This window comes from Pseudomonas sp. IT-347P (assembly GCF_949768005.1).
GTDB lineage: Bacteria > Pseudomonadota > Gammaproteobacteria > Pseudomonadales > Pseudomonadaceae > Aquipseudomonas.
Window position 1 is genome coordinate 797,283 of the sequence record NZ_CATKPQ010000011.1, and the last position, 18,693, is coordinate 815,975.

The following is an 18,693-nucleotide window of genomic DNA, read 5'->3' on the forward strand; positions in this document are numbered from 1 at the left end:
TCGCCTTTGCCCTCACGGCGACTGCCAAACCCCACCATCCGCCACCGGCACCTCACCCAGATCATAAGGATTGATCCCCTCGAGGCAGCCGACATTGAAGCCGAATTCATGCGGATTGGTGCTGCGTCGATGATGGGTGTAGATCCCGCAGTTGCCGCAGAAAAAGTGCTCGGCCACTTGCTGGCCAAAGCTGTACTTCAACAGTGCAGACTGGCCACGGATCACTTTCAGGTCCGCCGCCGGCACCGCCGCAACGACGGCGCCTCGGCGTTTGCAGAAAGAGCAGTCGCAGCGATGCGGCGCCGGCAGGCCGTCGGGCAAGTGGATTTCGAGAATGACCGCGCCGCAGTGACAACTGGCGCGGTGGTCACGGCGGATCAGCGTATTGCCGATCTGTTTGAGCATGATCAAGCCTCCGTCCAGTCCACCGTCGCCGTCTCGCGCCATTTCACCTCGGTGATGCCATACCGCTCGGCCTGGGGTTTAGAGATGACTTTCAACGGTGGTTTACCGGGTTTGGGAATCGGCGCAATGCCGGCGTCGCAACTCGCCCAATGCCATGCGTCAACATTGCGCATGCTCTTTGCGCGGATGACGAATGATTTTGGCTGGCCGTGAAGTTTGTATTCGATGACGAAGATGTCGACGTTACTCATGCGTTCCTCCTTACGCTCATACGCAAATGAGTTTTGCCGACCAAAAAAATTCAAAGGATTTTCGGGGTTTGTTTCAGGCACTGAGCTGGCGTTTTGTTTTGAACACTCAGCGCGGTCGTGAGCCTAACGATCAACCGTTCGCCAAGCCGATAAGAGGCCTTCATGTCGCTACCTTCAAGCTCACTCACCGCACCTTTGCGTGCCTGGTTTACTCAAATGACCCGATCCGGTTGGGGCGCTCGGGTGTTCTGGCTGGTCCTGGTCTGCGTGACGGCGTTGCTGATGGTGAGCGGGTATGGCGCTTTCGTCGGCAACAACAAGGACAATCTGCGCCTGGCGTTGCTCGGCGGTTTGTCTGGTTTTGCCGCGACTGCCATCGGCGCGCTGGCGGCCATTGTCTTGCGCAACATTGCCGCGCGCACTCAGGACATCATGCTCGGTTTTGCTGCCGGGATGATGTTGGCGGCCAGTTCCTTCTCGCTGATCCTGCCCGGTATCGAGGCGGCTCGGGCGCTGAGTGGCAGCAACGTGTTGGCGGCCGGCATCGTGGTGCTGGGTTTGGCGCTCGGCGTGGCATTGATGATCGGACTGGATCGCTTCGTTCCGCATGAACATGAAAAGAGCGGCCGACGCGGGCCCGAAGCCAAACGCATCAACCGGGTATGGTTGTTCGTTCTGGCGATCACCCTGCATAACCTGCCGGAAGGAATGGCGATCGGGGTCAGCTTCGCGACGGGGGATATGCAGGTCGGCATACCGTTGACCACCGCGATTGCCATTCAGGACATACCCGAAGGGTTGGCCGTCGCATTGGCGTTGCGGGTGACCGGCATTTCGCCACTGCGCGCGGCACTGATTGCCGTCGGATCCGGTTTGATGGAGCCGTTTGGTGCGCTGGTAGGTCTGGGGATTTCCAGTGCATTCGCCTTGGGCTACCCCATTGCCCTGGGTCTTGCTGCCGGCGCGATGATCTTTGTGGTGTCCCATGAGGTCATTCCCGAAACGCATCGCAACGGCCATGAAACGCCCGCCACGCTGGGCCTGATGCTGGGCTTTGGGGTCATGATGTTCCTCGACACTGCGCTGGGATAGAACTGTCTTGGACAGGGTCGGCCGGCAGGCTCAACTGCCACTGACCTTCCAGTGCTTCACGTCATCGGCAAACACCATTTGCTTCATCTCGTGGGCAATGCCATAGGCAATCGATTCATGGGCAGCAATGACTTTTTCCTCTGCCGACAGACAGTGAAAAATATCCAGTTGGGTGGGCGCCGCCGCGGTTTCCAGCGCGTAGATCTGCACATAGCGCGCGAGGTCGTTATCGAGGCTCGACAAGTACTCGCGCAAGCGCTGGTGGTCGACCGATTTCTGGCTGAAATACCAGTTCATCGGGTGTATCAGAAATCTGGAATGGGGCGAGGTTATGCGCCTGCCGGCGGCGAGAAACATGATGATGCCCATCGACTCGATGTTACCGGCATTGATCGCGCAAAGCGGCACCGGCAACGACTTGAGAAAGGTATACAGCGTGAAGCCGAAACTGGTGCTGCCACCGCTGGTCGAGAGATTCAACAGCAGTGAAGTGGCGCCTTCCTTGATCGCGTCCAGGCAACAATCCCTGAACCGTTCAGTGGTCGCCTGATCGATCTGGCAGTGAAAATGGATGATGTGTTCGGTCATCGACTGACCTCGCTTGTCCAGTGCCGGTAGTCATGAGATGAGATTTAGAGTTTAGGCAACGATCCCGTGTTCTTAAAGAAAATGGCCGAAAAACGCTTGTTCGCAGGGCGTCCCCGTCAGTCGCCTCTGCGCATTTTAATTGGAACCAATGGTCCGGCTCCGCTCGTCGCGCGCCAGTGCATTTGGTTCAAACTTTCAAGGCTTGGTCACCCTCCGAATTAAACGAGCCAATGCTCGTGCAAACCATGTAGAGGTGAACAGAAATGGCCAATACAGGAAACAACAATCCCGGCAATTTCAGTAATGATCGGGAGAAGGCATCTGACGCCGGCAAGAAGGGCGGAGAAGCCTCTGGCGGCAATTTTGCCAATGATCCACAACGCGCTTCCGAGGCCGGCCAGAAAGGCGGACAGGCTTCAGGCGGCCAACAGTCGCAACGTTCCGATCGGATGTCAGGAGGTGGTCAAGCCAACCGAGGCGGTGAATTTGCTGACGATGAAGAACAGGGTTCTAACACTGGCCAAAAGGGCGGCCAGGCTTCTGGCGGGCGTCAGTCCAATGATGCCAGTCAGTCGATGGGCGGGCAGGGAAGCGGTAAAGGTGGCAATTTTGCCGATGATCGGGAGAAAGCCTCCGAGGCCGGTCGCAAAGGTGGCGAGCATAGCGGCGGCGGGCAGCGTAAATCTTGATGTCCATCGCTCTCAACAAGCCCCGATCTTTTTTCGGGGCTTGTTTTGCGTGACGAACCGCCCAGACCAACGCCAACCATTCAGTCCGGGAGAGGCGCGGTGAACAAGACGATCAGCGCAACCGACCTCAATATCCGCCTTGAGCGCCATAATGACGGCGCACTGTTCAAATGGTTGCTGGCCAGTTTCCTGATGGGCAAACGCATTCAGGCCGAGATCGCCGCTCAAGCCTATCGGGTGATCGTCGACACCCATGGGCGCGATACACCTCGCAAGCTTGCTCATTGCACCCACCGTGAATTGGTCGCGATGCTCGGACAAGCGCATTACGTGCGTTATGACGAGACGACCGCTGAGCGTTTGCGGGCGCTGGCTCGCAAGCTCAACGACGAATATGCCGGCAAGGTCAGCCATATGGTCGAGGCCAGCACCGATCGCCGAGCTTTCGAGCAGCGTTTGAAGGAGTTTGACGGCATCGGTCCGAAAACCGTGGAAATCTTCATGCGCGATGCCGGTACTGTGCTTTTTTAACGTGGAAGTAAAAGGAGAACATTATGAAAACGCTGTGCGCCTGCCTGGGGCTTTGCTCAATGTTGCTGTTGCAGGGTTGTTTTGAAAGCTCCCACGACTCACCCAACAAGGACGGGGACAAAAGCAAGGCCTCGTTGCAGATGCAGCAAGGCAAGACGGACGAAAGCAAATAGCCCGAAATCGTCCGCTGTGTTCTGCCGCTAGTCACGGACAGTGAGCCAACCCCGCTCACTGTCCGCGTCGTCGAAAACTATCTGGCGCGACCCCGAGCACGATTGAGCGCCAACAGGCAAACCCCTACCAGCAATGCGGCGCCTGCAACCAGTAGCGCAGAAGGCTGTATCGGTTTGCCCATGCTTTTACGTCGCAGAGGTGTCGCCGAAGGGCGGGTCAGAGAGGTTGTAGCGTCCAGCAGCGTGGATGGCGTAACCACTTCCGCCTGGTAGGGCAATTCTTCGATATTCAGGCGCAGACCATCGCCCAATTCCAGGATCAGTCCGTCGATGGTGCCGACAATTCTGTTCGGATAAACCGGCTCGCCATTGGGATCGAGTTGGTCATACACGAAGTTCTGTCCTTCGAGCCAGCCCACGGCCGTCTGCAATTCGGGGCCCAGGTAATATTTTCCGTCGAGGAAAAATCCAGAAAATTGCGGCGCGCGCTCGACGCTTTCAATGCTGTAACGCTCACCCGGTTTCATACCGGTTTCAGGGGCAATCATGGTGAATCCCTCCTCGGTTGGTTTTGCGATAGAGAACGCAGATCCGGCAGGGTTCCATGCAATTGAGGAAAGGTCGGTGTCGTTGCGCAGTGGTGAAACAAATGTCGGGCGTTTGCGGTGTGCCTTCGCCCGGCACCGGCCGGGCAAAGGTGTATTGCGCAAGCGTAATCAGTAATCCCAGATCGCCGGAATCCAGCGAAACGCCTCGCCATTGACGGCAACGCGACCGACCGACGGGAAGGGCAGGTGTGTGGCAACAAACAGTTCGCCGCTGGCCGCGGCTTCCTGCAGCAGGCGCACGCGGACACGCACCGCTTCATCGGGGTCATGCTCGAAGCCGTTGTGCCAGTCCGGGTGGTCGAAGGCCACCGGAAACAGAGCATCGCCGGCGAATGTCAGGCGCTCGTTGCCGGACGTCACGTAGACCACGCAGTGGCCTGGAGTATGCCCGCCGGTGAGTTTGGCGATCACGCCGGGGGCGACTTCGAACGCGTCCTCGAAGATGCGCAGTTTGCTTTGGTATTGCTCGATGAAGGCGTTGGCGGTGGAACGCAACACGTCCGGCACGGGCGCGGGCATGTCGGTGCTGGTGAAGTCCGGCGAGCTCCAGAAGTTGACTTCGGTGGCGGTAACATGGATGCGCACGTCGTTGCGCAGGCGGTTTCTCACCGAGTCGACGAGCAGACCGCCGATGTGGTCCATGTGCATGTGGGTGATGACGATATCGGTGACCTCCGCGAGGTCGATCCCGGCGGCCGCGAGGCGTTTGGGAAACTGCCCCGCGCGGGGGAAACCGGGGAACTGGCCGCCGAGGCCGGCGTCGACGAGGATGATCTGTTCGCCGCTGCGTACCACCAACACGTTGAGCGCCCAGTCGAACGCGTCGGGTCCCAGGTACATCTCTTTGAACCAGGCGGCGCGGTCGGCGGGATCGGCGTTGGTCGACATGGTCTGGGTCGGCAGCGGTAGAACGCCGTCGCTGATCACCATCACGTCGATGTCGCCGAGGCGCAGTGCATAGCGCGACGGCACCAGTTCTTCGGTCGGGGTTTGCAGGGTGGCGCTGCTGGCGGTGAAGGAATCGAGGTGCAGGGTCATGGTGTGCTCCTTTTTCTCAGGCAAGACATCGGTTCTCGGACGCTCGGGGGATCAGGCCACCGGAATCATTGGGTCGGCAGCGGCGAGGGCGGTGCGACGATCAGCGGCCGGCGGGTAGATCCACACGCTGTTGATCTGCGTCTTCAGTTCCTTGGCTTCGGCTTTCACCAGTTTCAACTGGCGATCCCAACCTTCGGTGTACACCGCGCCCCAGCTACCCAAGTCCAGACAGGTCACGTACTTCGGCTGACGGTAGGTGGACGGCGCGACGCCGAGCAGATCGGCGACGGCGTTGTTGCCGGCGAAACGACCGAGGCTGATGGCGTGCTGGCAAGACATCACCGAGAAGTTGCCGACGTCGTCCGTGGCCGCGCGAGCGACATCGCCAGCGGCGAACACGTGCTCAAGACCTTGCACTTTGAGGTTGCCGTCGACGTGCAGACGACCCTGGCCATCGCGCTCGGCACTGAGCTGTTCAGTCAGAGAGCTGGCACGGAAACCCACGGTCCAGATCACGGTGTTGCTCTCGATGTGGCGGCCATCGGCGAGGGTGACGCCGTTGGCATCCACGCCGGCGACCGTGGCGTCGACGATCCATTCGATACCCAGTTCTTTCGACGCCTCGATGATGGACGGACGGATGCCGTCACCCATGGTCGCGGCGATGTCTTTGCTGCGATCAACGATGATCACCCGAACGTTTTGCTCGTCGCCGAGAATGGCGCGCAGGCGACTCGGCATTTCGGTCGCGGTTTCGATACCGGTGAAGCCGCCGCCAGCGATGACCACAGTGTTGCGCGCGATGCTGGCCGGTTGGCTGGCCAGCGCGTGCAGGTGACGTTCCAGGCGAGCCGCCGATTCGATCTGGTCGACGTCGAAGGCATGTTCTTTCAGGCCAGGTACCGGAGGGCGCGCCAGTTGGCTACCGCTGGCCAGCACCAGGCGATCGTAAGTCAGCTCACCGGGGCGACCGGACTCATCGCGATAACCGATACGGCTACCCTGGCCATCGATGCTCTCAGCGGTGCCTTTGACGAAGCGTACGCCGACGGCATCGAACAGCGCGTCGAGCGGCGCATACATGTTGTGGACATCGGGTTCGTAAAAGCGCGGACGGATGCGTAGCTCGGCTTGAGGGGCGAGCAGTGTGATCTCCACATCGTGACGGTCATGCATATCCAGCAAACGCGCGGCGCTCAAGGCACTCCACAGCCCGCCAAACCCTGCACCGATGACCAATAATTGCTGTTTCATAACGTGCTCCCTGACGCTGATGAGTGGATAAACCCGGGTCGTTTTCGACCCTGGCGTGACGATCACCGGCCGCTGCAAAACGGCTTGCCGAACTGGCTGGCGCTTAATCGCCCGCTGTCGAAAGCAATGCTATGGCGCGGGAGGTGGCGGGCGCAGTTGTCCATCGGGGCGGGTGGATTACGCATGGGTCGAAGGGAGGTATACGAAGGTATCGGGCAGGTCCTGCACGGGAAGTGTTTTATTCAGGGCTTGCTGGATATGACTGAGCAATTCTTCGGGCAGGAAGGGCTTGGCCAGGCAAGCGTTGCCGCGCATTGCGAATGGCCTCGTCGTCGTCAGCGATTACCGGCATCAGCCTTCGCGGCTGAAGCGGCTGCGATAGTCGCGCGGGGAAATCGACAGATGACGCTGGAAGCAGGCGCGCAAACGCTCTTCATCACCAAAGCCGCAGAGCCGCGCGACCTTGTCGATGTTGTGCGCCGAGTTCTCAAGCAGTCGCTTGGCCGCTTCGAGGCGGAACAGCTCGATGGCTTTCGACGGCGTGCGCCCGGTGCTCTGCTTGTAGACGCGAGTGAAATTGCGCAGGCTCATTTTTGCCTGTTCGGCGAGGCGCTCCACCGTCAGTTTCGGATCGGCGAGGTGGTCCATCAGCCACAGATGCAAGGGCTCGAACTGCGGCGTGTCCTGCACCTGCGATTGCAGCAACGTGCTGTATTGCGTTTGTCCACCGGGGCGCTTGAGGTACACCACCAGTTCGCGGGCGACCTGCAGCGCCACGTCTCGGCCGCCATCGGCCTCGACCAGCGCCAGGGCCAGATCGATGCCGGCCGTGACACCTGCCGATGTCCAGATCGCGCCTTGCTGGATGAAGATCGCATCCGCATCCACGTCGATCGCCGGGAAGCGCTCGCGCAGGGTGTCGCACATGGCCCAGTGCGTGGCGGCGCGGCAGCCGTCGAGCAAACCGGCCTGGGCCAACAGAAACGCGCCGCTGCACACCGACACCACCCGCCGCGCGGCGGGGGCTTCGTGCCGCAGCCATGTGGTGAGTTCGGCATGCTCGTCGAGGGTCTGGCAGATATCGGGTGCGCCGGGCACGACCAGAGTGTCCAGCGCAGCGGTGTCGAGCGCGCGCAGCGCTTGGGTGTCCACGGCCAGGCCTTCAACGGTGTTGACTAATCCGCCTTCAAGGCTGGTGGTGTGCAGTCGATAGCCAGGCTGGCCACGCTCGGCCAAGGCTTTGCTTGCCGCCCAGAACACCGTTTGCGCGCCACTGAGGTCGAGCAGGCTCATTCGCGGGTAGGCGATGAATGCCACGTCACGTGGTTCTGAGGTAGACGTGCGAGGCGAGTTGGATGCGCTGGACATCGAGATCGTGCCTGTTCAAACGATTGAAATGGGGTGGCGGCGGCCTGGCCGATTTTCAGGGGTTTCTGGCCTGTCGGCAATGTGTGCCGGCTGCTAGCCTGCTGCGCGAGCGTTTGGCTGGCCTGGTTGCGTTCGCCATCATGGACTAGATTTAATCACCTGCACATCGCACGCGTTGCGATCTCGCCGAGGACACACGATGACTCTGTGGTCGCATTCCAGCCCCAGCGCAACCCCGCCCGTGTTGCGGGAACCGGTGGTTTATGTGGTCGACGACGACGCCTCCATGCGTCAGGCCCTCGACGGTTTGCTGCGCTCGATCGGCCTGCAGGTACAGACATTCGAAACCTCGCAGGACTTCCTCACTTCGGCAAAACGCGACGCGCCCGGTTGTCTGGTGCTCGATGTGCGTTTGCGCGGCGAAAGTGGCCTGACCTTTCAGGAGCAGATGGAAAAAAACGGTCTGCGCATTCCCGTCGTGTTCATGACCGGCCACGGCGACATCGCCATGAGCGTGAAGGCGATGAAGGCCGGGGCGGTGGATTTTCTGGCCAAACCGTTTCGTGATCAGGACATGCTTGACGCGGTGGCCAGCGCCTTGGCCCGCGACAAAGCGCGGCTGCTCGCCGAACAATCCGGCGCGGCGTTGCGTCAGGCCTATGAAACGCTGACGGCCCGTGAGCGCGAGGTGCTCGGTTTTGTCATCGCCGGGCTGATGAACAAGCAGATCGCCGCGCAACTCAATCTCAGCGAAGTGACCGTGAAAGTCCATCGTGGTCAGGTCATGAGGAAACTCACTGCACGTTCGCTGGCCGACCTGGTGCGTATCGCTGAATCGCTGGGCATTGAACCGGCGCGGCGGACAAATTGAACTGAATCTCAGCGTGTGGCACAAACCCCTTGACGGTGTCGACTCCGATGGCCAGCAAACAACAGATTTTGTGGGACGACGGCGAGCGGGTGCTCTCCCGCAAACGGGGTCAGGGGAAGGGCAGTGCCAGCGTGCTGATGGTACGTCCGGCACTCGCTCAACCATTGCCTGCAACACTCGACCGGCTGGTACATGAATACAGCCTCAGAGACGCTCTGCACAATGACTGGGCCCTGCAACCGCAAGCCCTGGAACGCGAGAGCGGCACCACGCGCCTGCTGTTTGACGATCCCGGCGGCGAGCCACTGTTGCGCTTGCTGATCGCGCCGCTGGACACTGAAACCTGCCTGTTGCACGCCATCAACATTGCCGTGGCGCTCGGCCGGCTGCACCAGTGCGGGCTGGTGCACAAGGATCTCAAGCCGCAACACATCCTGGTCAATTGTCACGACGGCCAGGCGCGTTTGACAGGGTTCGGTCTGGCCTCGCGTCTGCCGCGCGAACGTCAGGCACCGGCTCCACCGGAAACCATCGCCGGCACCCTGGCTTACATGGCGCCCGAACAAACCGGGCGGATGAATCGTTCGATCGATTCGCGCAGCGACTTGTATGCGTTTGGCGTCACGCTGTACCAGATGCTCACCGGCTCGCTGCCGTTCAGCGCCAATGAGCCGATGGAGTGGGTGCATTGCCATATCGCACGGCAGCCGATGCCCGCGTGCGAGCGGGTGGCCACGGTGCCGGTGATGCTGTCGCGGCTGGTCATGAAGCTCCTCGCCAAGACCGCCGAGGAGCGCTATCAAACCGCGGCCGGCGTCGAACATGACTTGCGCCGTTGCCTGGCCGATTGGCGTCGGGCGCGGCAGATCGATGTGTTCACGCTGAACGAGCAGGGCGCGATCGATCGCTTGCTGATCCCGGAAAAACTTTACGGTCGTGAACGCGAAGTGCAAACGCTGATCGACGCTTTCGCCCAAGTGGTGCAAACCTCTTCGCCGAAACTGGTGCTGGTGTCGGGTTACTCCGGTATTGGCAAGTCTTCGGTGGTCAGTGAACTGCACAAAGTGCTGGTGCCGTCGCGGGGGTTGTTCGCTGCCGGCAAGTTCGACCAGTACAAGCGCGACATTCCCTATGCGACGCTGGTCCAGGCCTTTCAGGGGCTGGTGCGCACGCTGCTGGGCAAGCCCCGCCAGAGGCTCGCTGAATGGCGCGCGGCGTTGTTGCAGGCACTGTCACCGAATGCGCGGTTGATGACCGACTTGATTCCGGAACTCAAGCTGATTATCGGTGAGCCGCCCGCGGTGCCAGAACTTGAACCGCAACAGGCGCAGCAGCGCTTCATGGGGGTGTTGCAGCGCTTTATCGGTGTGTTTGCTCGCCCGGAACATCCATTGGCGCTGTTTCTCGATGACCTGCAATGGCTCGACGCCGCGACCCTTGATCTGCTGGAAGATCTGCTGACCCGCTCGGAGCTTGGGCATCTGCTGCTGGTGGGCGCTTACCGCAATAACGAGGTCGATGCCGATCACCCGCTCAACGGCAAACTCAAGGCCCTGCGCCACGCCGGGGTCCACATTGATGAGATCCACCTCGCTTCGCTGGCCGGCGTACACATCGAACAGTTGATCGCCGAATCCCTGCGCTGCCCACCGGCGAGCATCGTTGCCCTGGCGCGGCTGGTGATGGACAAGACCGGTGGCAATCCGTTTTTCGTCATCCAGTTTCTTCAGGCCCTGGTTGAGGAAGAGCTGTTGGTTTACGACCATCAGACCGGCCGTTGGCGCTGGGATCTGGCACTGATCAATGCCAAGGGCTACACCGACAACGTGGTCGATCTGATGGTCGACAAACTGGCGCGCCTGCCGCTGGACACCCGCGAGGCGTTGCAACAACTGGCCTGTCTGGGCAACGTGGCACGCATCGATACGCTGGCCACCGTGCTCGACCTGCCGCAGGCGCGGGTGCACGCGGTGTTGTGGCCGGCGGTGCGCCAGGAACTGGTGGCGCTTCACGAGGGCGCCTGCGCGTTCGCCCACGACCGCATTCACGAGGCGGCGTATTCGCTGATCGCCGACGCTGAGCGTGCCCGGACCCATCTGCGCATCGGCCGTTTGCTCGCCCTGCAGACGCCGGCGCAGGGGCGCGAAGACGCGATCTTCGAAATCGTCGGCCAGCTCAATCGCGGCGCCAGCCTGATCAGCGCCCGGGCCGAACGCGAGCAACTGGCCGAATTCAACCTGCTCGCCGGTCAGCGCGCCAAGGCTTCGACCGCTTACACCTCGGCATTGAGCTACTTGGGCGCGGGTGCGGCGTTGCTCGGCGAACACGGTGATGACAGTCGCCATGAACTGGGTTTCGCTTTGGAGCTGAACCGCGCCGAGTGCGAATTTCTCACCGGACAACTGGCGCTGGCCGATGCGCGCCTGACGGCCCTGGCGGAGCGCGTCGTGACCACGGTAGAGCGGGCGGCGGTCACCTGTTTGTTGATGGATGTCTGTTTGCTGCTTGATCGCAGTGACCGTGCGGTGAATGTGTGCCTGACCTATTTGCGCCAGGTCGGCATCGACTGGACAGCGCATCCGGACGATCAGCAAGTACGCGACGAATACCAACAGATCTGGACACAACTGGGTGAGCGCAGTATCGAGCAGTTGATCGACCTGCCACTGATGGAGGATCCGGCTTCGCTGGTGACGCTGGATGCACTGAGCAAACTCTTTGCTCCGGCGTTGCAGTCCGATGCGAACCTTGCCTGCCTGACTATTTGCAAGGCCGTCAGCCTGAGTCTGGAACACGGCAACTGTGACGCCTCGTGCGTGCTCTACGCCAACGTTGCGCGAGTCGCCGGGCGACGCTTTGGCGACTATGCCGCCGGTTACCGCTTCGGCCGTTTGGGGTGCGACCTGGTCGACCGCCGTGGCCTGACGCGATACGAGGCGAGTACCTACCTGTGCTTCTCGATTTTCGTCGTGCGCTGGATGCGCCCGGTGCGCGAGTGCCGCGAATTGCTGCGCCGTGCGCTCAGCGCCGGCAACCGCACCGGCGATTTGCCTTATGCCGCCTATGCCGGCAACAGCCTGATTTCCGATTTGTTGTTTATTGGCGAGCCACTGGCGCAAGTGCAGGTTCAGGCCGAGGCGGGGCTGGCCTATGCGCAGAAGATCCGCTTCGGTCTGGTGATCGGTTTCATGCGGTGCCAACGGGCCCTGATCCGCATGCTGCGCGGGCAGACTCCGGTGTTCGGCAGTTTCAACGATGAACAATTCGACGAGGCAAGCTTCGAGGCGAACCTTGCCGCGCCGGATCTGGCACTGGCTCGCGGCAAGTATTGGGTGCGCAAGCTGCAGGCGCGTTATCTGGCCGGGGATTACGCGGCGGCCGCCGACTGTGCGGCGCGGGCCAGCGAACTGTTGTGGGTGATTTCGTCTTTTTTCGAGGAGGCCGAATATCACTTCTACGCGGCGCTGACCCTGGCCGCTCGCGTCGAGGCTGATGCTGATCAGTTACAACGCTTGAGTGCACACCACGAGCAACTGCAAACCTGGGCGCAACAGTGTGCGGAAACGTTTGCCAGTCAGACGGCGCTGGTCGCTGCCGAAATCGCCCGGGCGAGCGGGCATTTCATCGAAGCCGAGAGCCTGTACGAGCAAGCGATTCAACTGGCTCAGGATAACGGTTTTGTGCATGTCGAAGCGTTGGCCAACGAACTCGCCGCACGGTTCTACAGTACCCGCGGTTTGCACAAAATCGCCCGCCTGTACCTGCAAGATGCGCGCTACGGTTACTTGCGCTGGGGGGCTGAGGGAAAGGTGCGGCAACTGGAGCGCCATCACCGCCATTTGCGCAATGAAGAGCCGGCGCCCGGCCCGACGTCGACCATCATCACCCCGGTCGAGCATCTGGATCTGGCCACGGTACTCAAGGTGTCCCAGGCCGTTTCCGGCGAGATCGTGCTGGAGCGGCTGATCGAAATGGTCATGCGCACCGCCATCGAACAGGCCGGCGCCGAGCACGGCCTGCTGATTCTGAGCGAGGGTGAGGCGCCGTATATCGCCGCCAAAGCCAGTGTTGGCGAAGACAGCACGCGGCTGTGCAATGAGCCGGTGAGTTCATCAGCGCTGGCCGAATCCGTGCTCTACCAGACCCTGCGTACCGGCGAAAATCTGTGCCTGGACGATGCCGTCGCCGATCCGGCGTTTGCCGATGATCTGTATATTCACCAGCGTAGCGCGCGCTCGATCCTGTGCCTGCCGCTGATGAATCAGGCGCGGGTCGCCGGAGCGCTGTACCTGGAGAACAACCTGTCTGCCGGCGTCTTCAGCCCGGCGCGAATGGCCGTGCTGCGACTGGTGGCTTCGCAGGCGGCGATCTCTTTGGACAATGCGCGGCTGTATCGCGATGTCGCCGAGCGCGAAGCAAAGATTCGCCGCCTGGTCGACGCCAACATCATCGGCATCATTGTCTGGAATGTCGCAGGGGAAATCATCGAAGCCAACGACGCTTTTCTGCGCATGGTCGGTTACGAGCGCGACGATTTGCTGTCGGGCCGGGTGCATTGGCGCGACATGACCCCAGCCCCGCTGCGCACGGCCAGTGAAGCCGCGCTGGCCACCGCGATCCGCACCGGGCGCGCCCAGCCGTTCGAGAAGGAATACCTGCGCAAAGACGGCAGCCGGCTGCCGGTGATCGTCGGTCTGGCGGCGTTCGAAGCCAGTCAGCAGCAGGGCGTGGCCTTCGTGCTCGACCTCAGCGAACGCAAACAGGCCGAAGAGCAAGTGCGCGAAGGTGAGCGCCGTTATCGCCAGGTACACGCTGAACTGGCCCATGCCAACCGCGTGGCGACCATGGGGCAGTTGGCAGCGTCCATTGCCCATGAGGTCAACCAGCCGATTGCCGCCACCGTGACCAATGCCAACGCGGCGCTGCGCTGGCTCGGCGCGCAACCGCCGAACACTGAAGAAGTCGAGCAAGGCCTCAGACGCATCATCAACGATGGTAATCGCGCAGCCGACGTGCTCGGGCGCATCCGCGCCCTGATCCGCAAGACGCCACCGCAACGCCAGGCGACCGACCTCAACGCGGTGGTGAGCGAGATGGTCGGGTTTACCCGCGGTGAAGCGGCCCGCTACGCAGCAGTGGTCACCACACAACTCGCCATCGACTTGCCCGCCGTACTGGCCGACCGGGTCGAACTGCAGCAGGTCCTGCTCAACCTGATCGTCAACGCTCTGGAGGCCATGACGGTGAGGGAGGAGGGCGAGCGTCGGCTATTGATTGCCAGCGAGTCCGTCGGCGAAGACGTGCGCATGATCGTCAGCGACTCCGGGCCGGGCTTTGCCTGCGATCGGGTGGAAGAGGTCTTCACCGCGTTCTACACCACCAAAGCCACCGGCCTCGGGATGGGGCTGTCGATCTGCCGGTCGATCATCGAGGCTCACGGCGGGCGCTTGTGGGCCGAGGCGAACGCGCCGTGTGGGGCACGGGTGATGTTTACGTTGCCGGGGTGTGTGGACTCTGCGCAGGCATCCTGAAGAACCCTTTGTTACTCTGGGGCCTCATTTGCTCCAGGACATTCGGCACATGGAAATTGCCCCCATTGAACAAGTCATCAAAGATCTGCGTATCGCGTTTGGGTGATTGTTGGAAGAAGGCCCAAAGAACCCGAAAGATTTACTGAGGCTTCTCGCTGACTGATAGGTACCCATCTCGACCGTTTGGTCTTCGCATGTCGATATCAGACACAACCATGGCGCAATCAGGCTATTGAATCATCTGACAGGCCGGGTAAGGTGACGCGTCTTCACATCAAAATAACCCCATCAAGATCATGGGGTTGATAAGAACTGCGGCGGTTGAACGGGCTTCTTTCGGGAAGTCAGCAGGCAACGATCGTGCTCGTTTGCCACGTCAACTTGCTTAAATGTCGTTCAGCAGAGAATAAAAAAACCAATGATCAGCCCGAACTCCATGGATTCGAGTAGCCAATTGGCGCAGGGCTTCAAGCCTCGTCACGTCACTATGCTGTCCATCGCCGGGATTATCGGCGCCGGTTTGTTCGTCGGCTCAGGGCACGCCATCGCGGCGGCGGGGCCGGCGGTTCTCCTGGCTTATCTGTTCTCGGGTTTGCTCGTCGTGCTGGTCATGCGCATGCTCGGTGAGATGGCGGTGGCCAATCCGGACACCGGCTCGTTCTCCACCTACGCCGATCAGGCTATCGGGCGCTGGGCCGGCTTCACCATCGGCTGGCTGTACTGGTGGTTCTGGGTGCTGGTGATTCCTATCGAAGCGCTGGCCGCCGGGCATGTACTGAACCAATGGTTTCCGCAGGTCGATGCCTGGCTGTTCGCCTTGGGCTCGATCATTGCGCTGGTGGTGACCAACCTGTTCAGCGTGTCCAAGTACGGCGAGTTCGAGTTTTGGTTCGCCATGGCCAAAGTCGTGGCGATCATCGGTTTTATCGGCGTTGGTTTCGCCGTGTTGATGGGCTGGATTCCCGACAGGGAAGTCAGCGGGTTGAGCGGGCTGATGGCCGAGCATGGCGGGTTTGCGCCCAACGGCTTATCAGCGGTGGTTGGCGCTTTCATCACCATCATGTTCAGCTTCATCGGCACCGAAGCGGTGACCATCGCCGCCGCCGAATCGAATGACCCTTCGCGAAACATCGCCAAAGCCACGCGTTCGGTAATCTGGCGCATTGGTGTGTTTTACCTGCTGTCGATCTTCGTGGTGATCTCCGTGGTGCCGTGGAATGACCCATTGCTGGCCTCGGTCGGCTCTTACCAGCGTGCCCTGGAAATCATGAACATCCCCCACGCCAAGTTCATGGTCGACGTCGTCGTCCTGATCGCCGTGGCCAGTTGCATGAACTCCTCGATCTACATTGCCTCGCGCATGCTCTATTCGCTGGGCCGGCGTGGCGATGCGCCAAAAGCGCTGAAGGCGACTTCTTCGGAAGGCGTGCCACGCGCCGCGGTTATCGCCAGCACCGTGCTGGGTGCGTCGATCACCGTGTGGAGCTACTTCATGCCCGCCGGGTTGTTTGAATTCCTGCTGGCCAGTTCCGGGGCGATTGCCTTGCTGGTGTACCTGGCCATCGCGGTGTCGCAGCTGCGCATGCGGCGGATATTGCAACAGCGCAACGTCGAGCTGACCTTTCGCATGTGGCTGTTTCCCTGGTTGACTTGGCTGGTGATCGTGTTCATCTGCGCAGCGCTGGCGGTGATGATGATTACCCCGCAACACCGCACTGAAGTCACCACGACCATTGGCCTGGCGTTGGCGATTGCTCTGATTGGTCTGGCGACGTCGCGTCATCCTGCGCCGGTGGCAAGGGCGACGTCGGTGGGGTAGGTGTTTACACCGATCCCGATACTCCCTTCAGGCATGTCGGAGGGAACGACAGACGCCTGCGTCGCAGACCGATCTTATGAGGACATGATGTCATCGACCCCTTCCATAGCTGACGGTACGACTCAAACCGTTGGTTTTCTGCTGCTGGACAAATTCACCCTGATGTCGCTGGCGTCTGCCGTCGAGCCATTGCGCATGGCCAATCAACTGACCGGGCGAACGCTGTATCGCTGGCATACCTTCAGTCCCAATGGGGCGGCGGTCTGGGCCAGCGACGGTGTGCCGATCACGCCGGACGGGTCGTGGAGCAATCCCTCCGTGGCGGACACGGTCATCGTCTGCGGTGGGGTCGGCATCCAGAGTGCAATTACCCGCGAGCACACGACGTGGCTGCAAGCCCTGGCGCGTCAATCGAAACGCTTGGGCGGGGTGTGCACCGGCAGTTGGGCGCTGGCCAAGGCCGGGCTGCTCGATGGCTATGAGTGCAGCGTGCACTGGGAATTTCTGGCGGCCATGCAGGAAGCTTTCCCGCGCGTGAGCGTCAGCACCAGCCTCTTTACCCTCGATCGCAACCGCTTCACCAGTTCTGGAGGCACCGCGCCGCTGGACATGATGCTGCACCTGATTGCCCGCGATCATGGTCGTGAACTGTCCACCGCCATCTCCGAGATGTTTGTTTACGAACGCATTCGCAACGAACAAGACCATCAGCGCGTACCGCTCAAACACGTGGTCGGCACGCACCAGCCCAAGCTGCAGGAAGTGGTGGCGCTGATGGAGGCTAATCTCGAAGAGCCGATCGACCTGGACAACCTGGCCGAATACGTCGACCTGTCACGGCGGCAGCTGGAGCGGCTGTTTCAGAAGTACCTGCAATGCACACCGTCGCGCTACTACCTGCGGCTGCGGCTGATTCGCGCGCGCCAATTGCTCAAGCAAACCAACTTGTCGATCGTGGAGCTGGCGTATGTCTGCGGTTTCGTCTCCACGCCGCATTTTTCAAAATGCTATCGCGAGCACTTTGGCGTACCGCCGAGCGACGAGCGTTCCGGTTCTGAAATGAGCCGTAAACCGGCAACGCAACCGTCAGCGATCCAACCGCTGACAACGCTCGATCAGGCGCGCAACGAATCGACGTTTGCCAGCGTTCGCATGATGGAGCATGTCGAGCTGGCGTCCACAGGATGATCGTCCGGGCCTCGACGGTTGATCACCTGAGATTCCGCCCACGTATAGTGCTTGCTCCATTATGGGATGGCCAATAAACCCTCTGTTCAGGTCAATGACGCCGGTGATCGCCGGCACGCGGAGGGATCATGAACGCCACGGCAATTCCCGAAGGTTTCATCCCGTTCACCCGCAGCAGTCCGTTGCTGGATTTGCTGGGCCCGATCTACGCGCGAGGCAGCGGGCTGCAACTGGAACTGGGCTTATTGACCGACTCCCGCCATGCCAATGGCCGTGGCACCTTGCATGGCGGTGTCCTGGCGACATTGGCCGATGTAGGAATGGGCTACGCCATGGCCTTTGCCAGCGACCCTCCGCAGCCATTGATCACCGCAAGCATGACCCTGGATTATCTCGGCGCCGTGCAGATGAACGAGTGGCTGGAAGTGCGTCTCGAGCACTCGAAAAAAGGCCGGCAACTGGCGTTTGCTGCCGTCAGTCTGCATGTCGGAGAGCGCACGGTAGCGCGGGCCAGTGCGGTGTTTGCGGTGCCGATGGGTTGAGGATGTGTGCTCATCGAGAGGCGGGGCGGCGATAGACTGCGTCTTGAGGATTAGCGGGTGAGTGATTCCATGTCTTGGATGATTGTTTCGGGCTGATGTCCGCTCACGAACGACTGCTTTCGGCCATTAGCGGACATCCGGGAACTACTGCTCCCGGCCAAAAGCGGTCAGTGACAATATTCGCAAAGGCTATCGCTCAGCTTCCCGAAGACCGATCTCGACTATTCGTTAGGTACAGCACCATCGCTGCACGAGCCGCATCTTTGAATACCTTCAGCCTCAACCAAGGTGATATTCGCGCCTTTATCAGCAAGGTGATACGCCAGCGAAGCGCCCACGATGCCGGCACTAATGACAACGACTCGTTTGTCCAGAGCATTTCCCATATCAACCTTCATTCTGTAGACCTGAAGGCGGTTTCAGTGTCTGCCTCTGGTCGATTTCTGCTTGTCGTAAGGGGCAGCAGTTGTCGTCCAGAAAGCAGATGTAAATTTGTCTGAAGTGGCGAAATAGCTGCCAAAATCATCGTGTTAAAACGCCGCCTGAAATGGCAGCAAGATAAGCGCGTGAGTGTTGTTGGCACTGGAGGGTAGCGAAAAATCTTTCAGCTACTACGGTAAGCGTCATCAACGACTATAGTGATTGGTGAGCCAGAGCGAATCTGACCATTCCCCTGCCAATCTGGCCTAATCCAATTCCGCGATTACACGGCGGATCTTCTTGTGTTCCTTGATGCGGAACGTGA

The 18,693-nt window shown here is 60.6% G+C and carries 17 protein-coding genes and 3 pseudogenes; 11 read left to right on the plus strand and 9 right to left on the minus strand.

Features of this window, described 5'->3' with window-relative positions:
• Nucleotides 1-12: 12 nt before the first annotated feature.
• Together ACM6IV_RS07475 and ACM6IV_RS07480 are read right to left on the minus strand one after the other, a co-directional pair.
• Nucleotides 13-405 carry a GFA family protein gene (locus ACM6IV_RS07475; RefSeq protein ID WP_414869388.1) on the minus strand — a complete coding sequence of 131 codons (393 nt, stop codon included), beginning with the start codon at nucleotides 403-405 and terminating at the stop codon, nucleotides 13-15.
• A gap of 2 nt (nucleotides 406-407) precedes the next feature.
• Nucleotides 408-656 (minus strand): DUF6555 family protein, encoded by a 249-nt coding sequence (locus ACM6IV_RS07480; RefSeq protein ID WP_414869389.1) that lies wholly within the window; start codon nucleotides 654-656, stop codon nucleotides 408-410.
• Nucleotides 657-872: 216 nt separating this feature from the next.
• On the opposite strand from ACM6IV_RS07480, the gene ACM6IV_RS07485 reads away from it, so the two are divergent.
• Nucleotides 873-1,748, plus strand: a complete 876-nt coding sequence (locus ACM6IV_RS07485; RefSeq protein ID WP_414869390.1) for a ZIP family metal transporter — start codon at nucleotides 873-875, stop codon at nucleotides 1,746-1,748.
• 30 nt (nucleotides 1,749-1,778) lie between these two features.
• Here the strand turns inward: ACM6IV_RS07485 and ACM6IV_RS07490 are convergent, their stop codons facing one another.
• Nucleotides 1,779-2,336 (minus strand): ATP-dependent Clp protease proteolytic subunit, encoded by a 558-nt coding sequence (locus ACM6IV_RS07490; RefSeq protein WP_414869391.1) that lies wholly within the window; start codon nucleotides 2,334-2,336, stop codon nucleotides 1,779-1,781.
• A gap of 263 nt (nucleotides 2,337-2,599) precedes the next feature.
• On the opposite strand from ACM6IV_RS07490, the pseudogene ACM6IV_RS07495 reads away from it, so the two are divergent.
• From ACM6IV_RS07495 to ACM6IV_RS07510, 4 genes and pseudogenes are all read left to right on the plus strand, one after another.
• Nucleotides 2,600-2,761, plus strand: a pseudogene (locus ACM6IV_RS07495) (general stress protein); the annotation flags it as partial.
• Between the two features lie 183 nt (nucleotides 2,762-2,944).
• Nucleotides 2,945-3,025, plus strand: a pseudogene (locus tag ACM6IV_RS07500) (KGG domain-containing protein); the annotation flags it as partial.
• Nucleotides 3,026-3,124: 99 nt separating this feature from the next.
• Nucleotides 3,125-3,556, plus strand: a complete 432-nt coding sequence (locus tag ACM6IV_RS07505; RefSeq protein WP_414869392.1) for a DNA methylase — start codon at nucleotides 3,125-3,127, stop codon at nucleotides 3,554-3,556.
• A 23-nt stretch (nucleotides 3,557-3,579) separates the two neighbouring features.
• On the plus strand, nucleotides 3,580-3,729 hold the full coding sequence (locus ACM6IV_RS07510; RefSeq protein WP_414869393.1) for a hypothetical protein: 150 nt from the start codon (nucleotides 3,580-3,582) through the stop codon (nucleotides 3,727-3,729).
• Nucleotides 3,730-3,806: 77 nt separating this feature from the next.
• On the opposite strand, the gene ACM6IV_RS07515 is transcribed toward ACM6IV_RS07510, so the two are convergent.
• From ACM6IV_RS07515 to ACM6IV_RS07535, 5 genes are all read right to left on the minus strand, one after another.
• On the minus strand, nucleotides 3,807-4,439 hold the full coding sequence (locus tag ACM6IV_RS07515) for a short chain dehydrogenase (protein WP_414869394.1): 633 nt from the start codon (nucleotides 4,437-4,439) through the stop codon (nucleotides 3,807-3,809).
• Nucleotides 4,440-4,445: 6 nt separating this feature from the next.
• Nucleotides 4,446-5,375: an MBL fold metallo-hydrolase gene (locus ACM6IV_RS07520; RefSeq protein WP_414869395.1), complete on the minus strand. Its 930-nt coding sequence runs from the start codon at nucleotides 5,373-5,375 to the stop codon at nucleotides 4,446-4,448.
• Between the two features lie 51 nt (nucleotides 5,376-5,426).
• Nucleotides 5,427-6,629, minus strand: a complete 1,203-nt coding sequence (locus ACM6IV_RS07525) for an NAD(P)/FAD-dependent oxidoreductase (RefSeq protein WP_414869396.1) — start codon at nucleotides 6,627-6,629, stop codon at nucleotides 5,427-5,429.
• A 177-nt stretch (nucleotides 6,630-6,806) separates the two neighbouring features.
• Nucleotides 6,807-6,944 (minus strand): hypothetical protein, encoded by a 138-nt coding sequence (locus ACM6IV_RS07530; RefSeq protein ID WP_414869397.1) that lies wholly within the window; start codon nucleotides 6,942-6,944, stop codon nucleotides 6,807-6,809.
• A gap of 36 nt (nucleotides 6,945-6,980) precedes the next feature.
• On the minus strand, nucleotides 6,981-7,997 hold the full coding sequence (locus ACM6IV_RS07535) for a GlxA family transcriptional regulator (protein ID WP_414869398.1): 1,017 nt from the start codon (nucleotides 7,995-7,997) through the stop codon (nucleotides 6,981-6,983).
• Between ACM6IV_RS07535 and ACM6IV_RS07540 the strand changes: the two genes are divergently transcribed.
• The 6 genes from ACM6IV_RS07540 (at nucleotide 7,985) to ACM6IV_RS07565 (ending at nucleotide 17,948) form a co-directional block, all read left to right on the plus strand.
• On the plus strand, nucleotides 7,985-8,146 hold the full coding sequence (locus ACM6IV_RS07540) for a hypothetical protein (protein ID WP_414869616.1): 162 nt from the start codon (nucleotides 7,985-7,987) through the stop codon (nucleotides 8,144-8,146). The genes ACM6IV_RS07535 and ACM6IV_RS07540 overlap by 13 nt on opposite strands.
• A 50-nt stretch (nucleotides 8,147-8,196) precedes the next feature.
• Nucleotides 8,197-8,868 carry a response regulator transcription factor gene (locus tag ACM6IV_RS07545; RefSeq protein ID WP_414869399.1) on the plus strand — a complete coding sequence of 224 codons (672 nt, stop codon included), beginning with the start codon at nucleotides 8,197-8,199 and terminating at the stop codon, nucleotides 8,866-8,868.
• Nucleotides 8,869-8,915: 47 nt separating this feature from the next.
• Nucleotides 8,916-14,399 carry an AAA family ATPase gene (locus ACM6IV_RS07550; protein WP_414869400.1) on the plus strand — a complete coding sequence of 1,828 codons (5,484 nt, stop codon included), beginning with the start codon at nucleotides 8,916-8,918 and terminating at the stop codon, nucleotides 14,397-14,399.
• Between the two features lie 418 nt (nucleotides 14,400-14,817).
• The gene (gene gabP, locus ACM6IV_RS07555) at nucleotides 14,818-16,218 is read left to right on the plus strand and encodes a GABA permease (RefSeq protein ID WP_414869401.1); all 1,401 of its coding nucleotides are present in this window, start codon (nucleotides 14,818-14,820) and stop codon (nucleotides 16,216-16,218) included.
• Between the two features lie 87 nt (nucleotides 16,219-16,305).
• Nucleotides 16,306-17,406 (plus strand): GlxA family transcriptional regulator, encoded by a 1,101-nt coding sequence (locus ACM6IV_RS07560; RefSeq protein ID WP_414869402.1) that lies wholly within the window; start codon nucleotides 16,306-16,308, stop codon nucleotides 17,404-17,406.
• Nucleotides 17,407-17,534: 128 nt separating this feature from the next.
• Nucleotides 17,535-17,948, plus strand: a complete 414-nt coding sequence (locus ACM6IV_RS07565; protein WP_414869403.1) for a PaaI family thioesterase — start codon at nucleotides 17,535-17,537, stop codon at nucleotides 17,946-17,948.
• Nucleotides 17,949-18,214: 266 nt separating this feature from the next.
• Here the strand turns inward: ACM6IV_RS07565 and ACM6IV_RS07570 are convergent.
• Nucleotides 18,215-18,334 (minus strand): annotated as a pseudogene (locus ACM6IV_RS07570) (FAD-dependent oxidoreductase); the annotation flags it as partial.
• Between the last annotated feature and the right edge of the window lie 359 nt (nucleotides 18,335-18,693).

Bases quoted from the DNA above. Each gene is read 5' to 3' on its own strand.
- ACM6IV_RS07475 (WP_414869388.1), bottom strand. From the start codon at position 405: ATGCTCAAACAGATCGGCAATACGCTGATCCGCCGTGACCACCGCGCC.
- ACM6IV_RS07480 (WP_414869389.1), bottom strand. From the start codon at position 656: ATGAGTAACGTCGACATCTTCGTCATCGAATACAAACTTCACGGCCAG.
- ACM6IV_RS07485 (WP_414869390.1), top strand. From the start codon at position 873: ATGACCCGATCCGGTTGGGGCGCTCGGGTGTTCTGGCTGGTCCTGGTC.
- ACM6IV_RS07490 (WP_414869391.1), bottom strand. From the start codon at position 2,336: ATGACCGAACACATCATCCATTTTCACTGCCAGATCGATCAGGCGACC.
- ACM6IV_RS07510 (WP_414869393.1), top strand. From the start codon at position 3,580: ATGAAAACGCTGTGCGCCTGCCTGGGGCTTTGCTCAATGTTGCTGTTG.
- ACM6IV_RS07520 (WP_414869395.1), bottom strand. From the start codon at position 5,375: ATGACCCTGCACCTCGATTCCTTCACCGCCAGCAGCGCCACCCTGCAA.
- ACM6IV_RS07525 (WP_414869396.1), bottom strand. From the start codon at position 6,629: ATGAAACAGCAATTATTGGTCATCGGTGCAGGGTTTGGCGGGCTGTGG.
- ACM6IV_RS07530 (WP_414869397.1), bottom strand. From the start codon at position 6,944: ATGCGCGGCAACGCTTGCCTGGCCAAGCCCTTCCTGCCCGAAGAATTG.
- ACM6IV_RS07540 (WP_414869616.1), top strand. From the start codon at position 7,985: ATGCGCTGGACATCGAGATCGTGCCTGTTCAAACGATTGAAATGGGGT.
- ACM6IV_RS07535 (WP_414869398.1), bottom strand. From the start codon at position 7,997: ATGTCCAGCGCATCCAACTCGCCTCGCACGTCTACCTCAGAACCACGT.
- ACM6IV_RS07545 (WP_414869399.1), top strand. From the start codon at position 8,197: ATGACTCTGTGGTCGCATTCCAGCCCCAGCGCAACCCCGCCCGTGTTG.
- ACM6IV_RS07550 (WP_414869400.1), top strand. From the start codon at position 8,916: ATGGCCAGCAAACAACAGATTTTGTGGGACGACGGCGAGCGGGTGCTC.
- gabP (WP_414869401.1), top strand. From the start codon at position 14,818: ATGATCAGCCCGAACTCCATGGATTCGAGTAGCCAATTGGCGCAGGGC.
- ACM6IV_RS07560 (WP_414869402.1), top strand. From the start codon at position 16,306: ATGTCATCGACCCCTTCCATAGCTGACGGTACGACTCAAACCGTTGGT.
- ACM6IV_RS07565 (WP_414869403.1), top strand. From the start codon at position 17,535: ATGAACGCCACGGCAATTCCCGAAGGTTTCATCCCGTTCACCCGCAGC.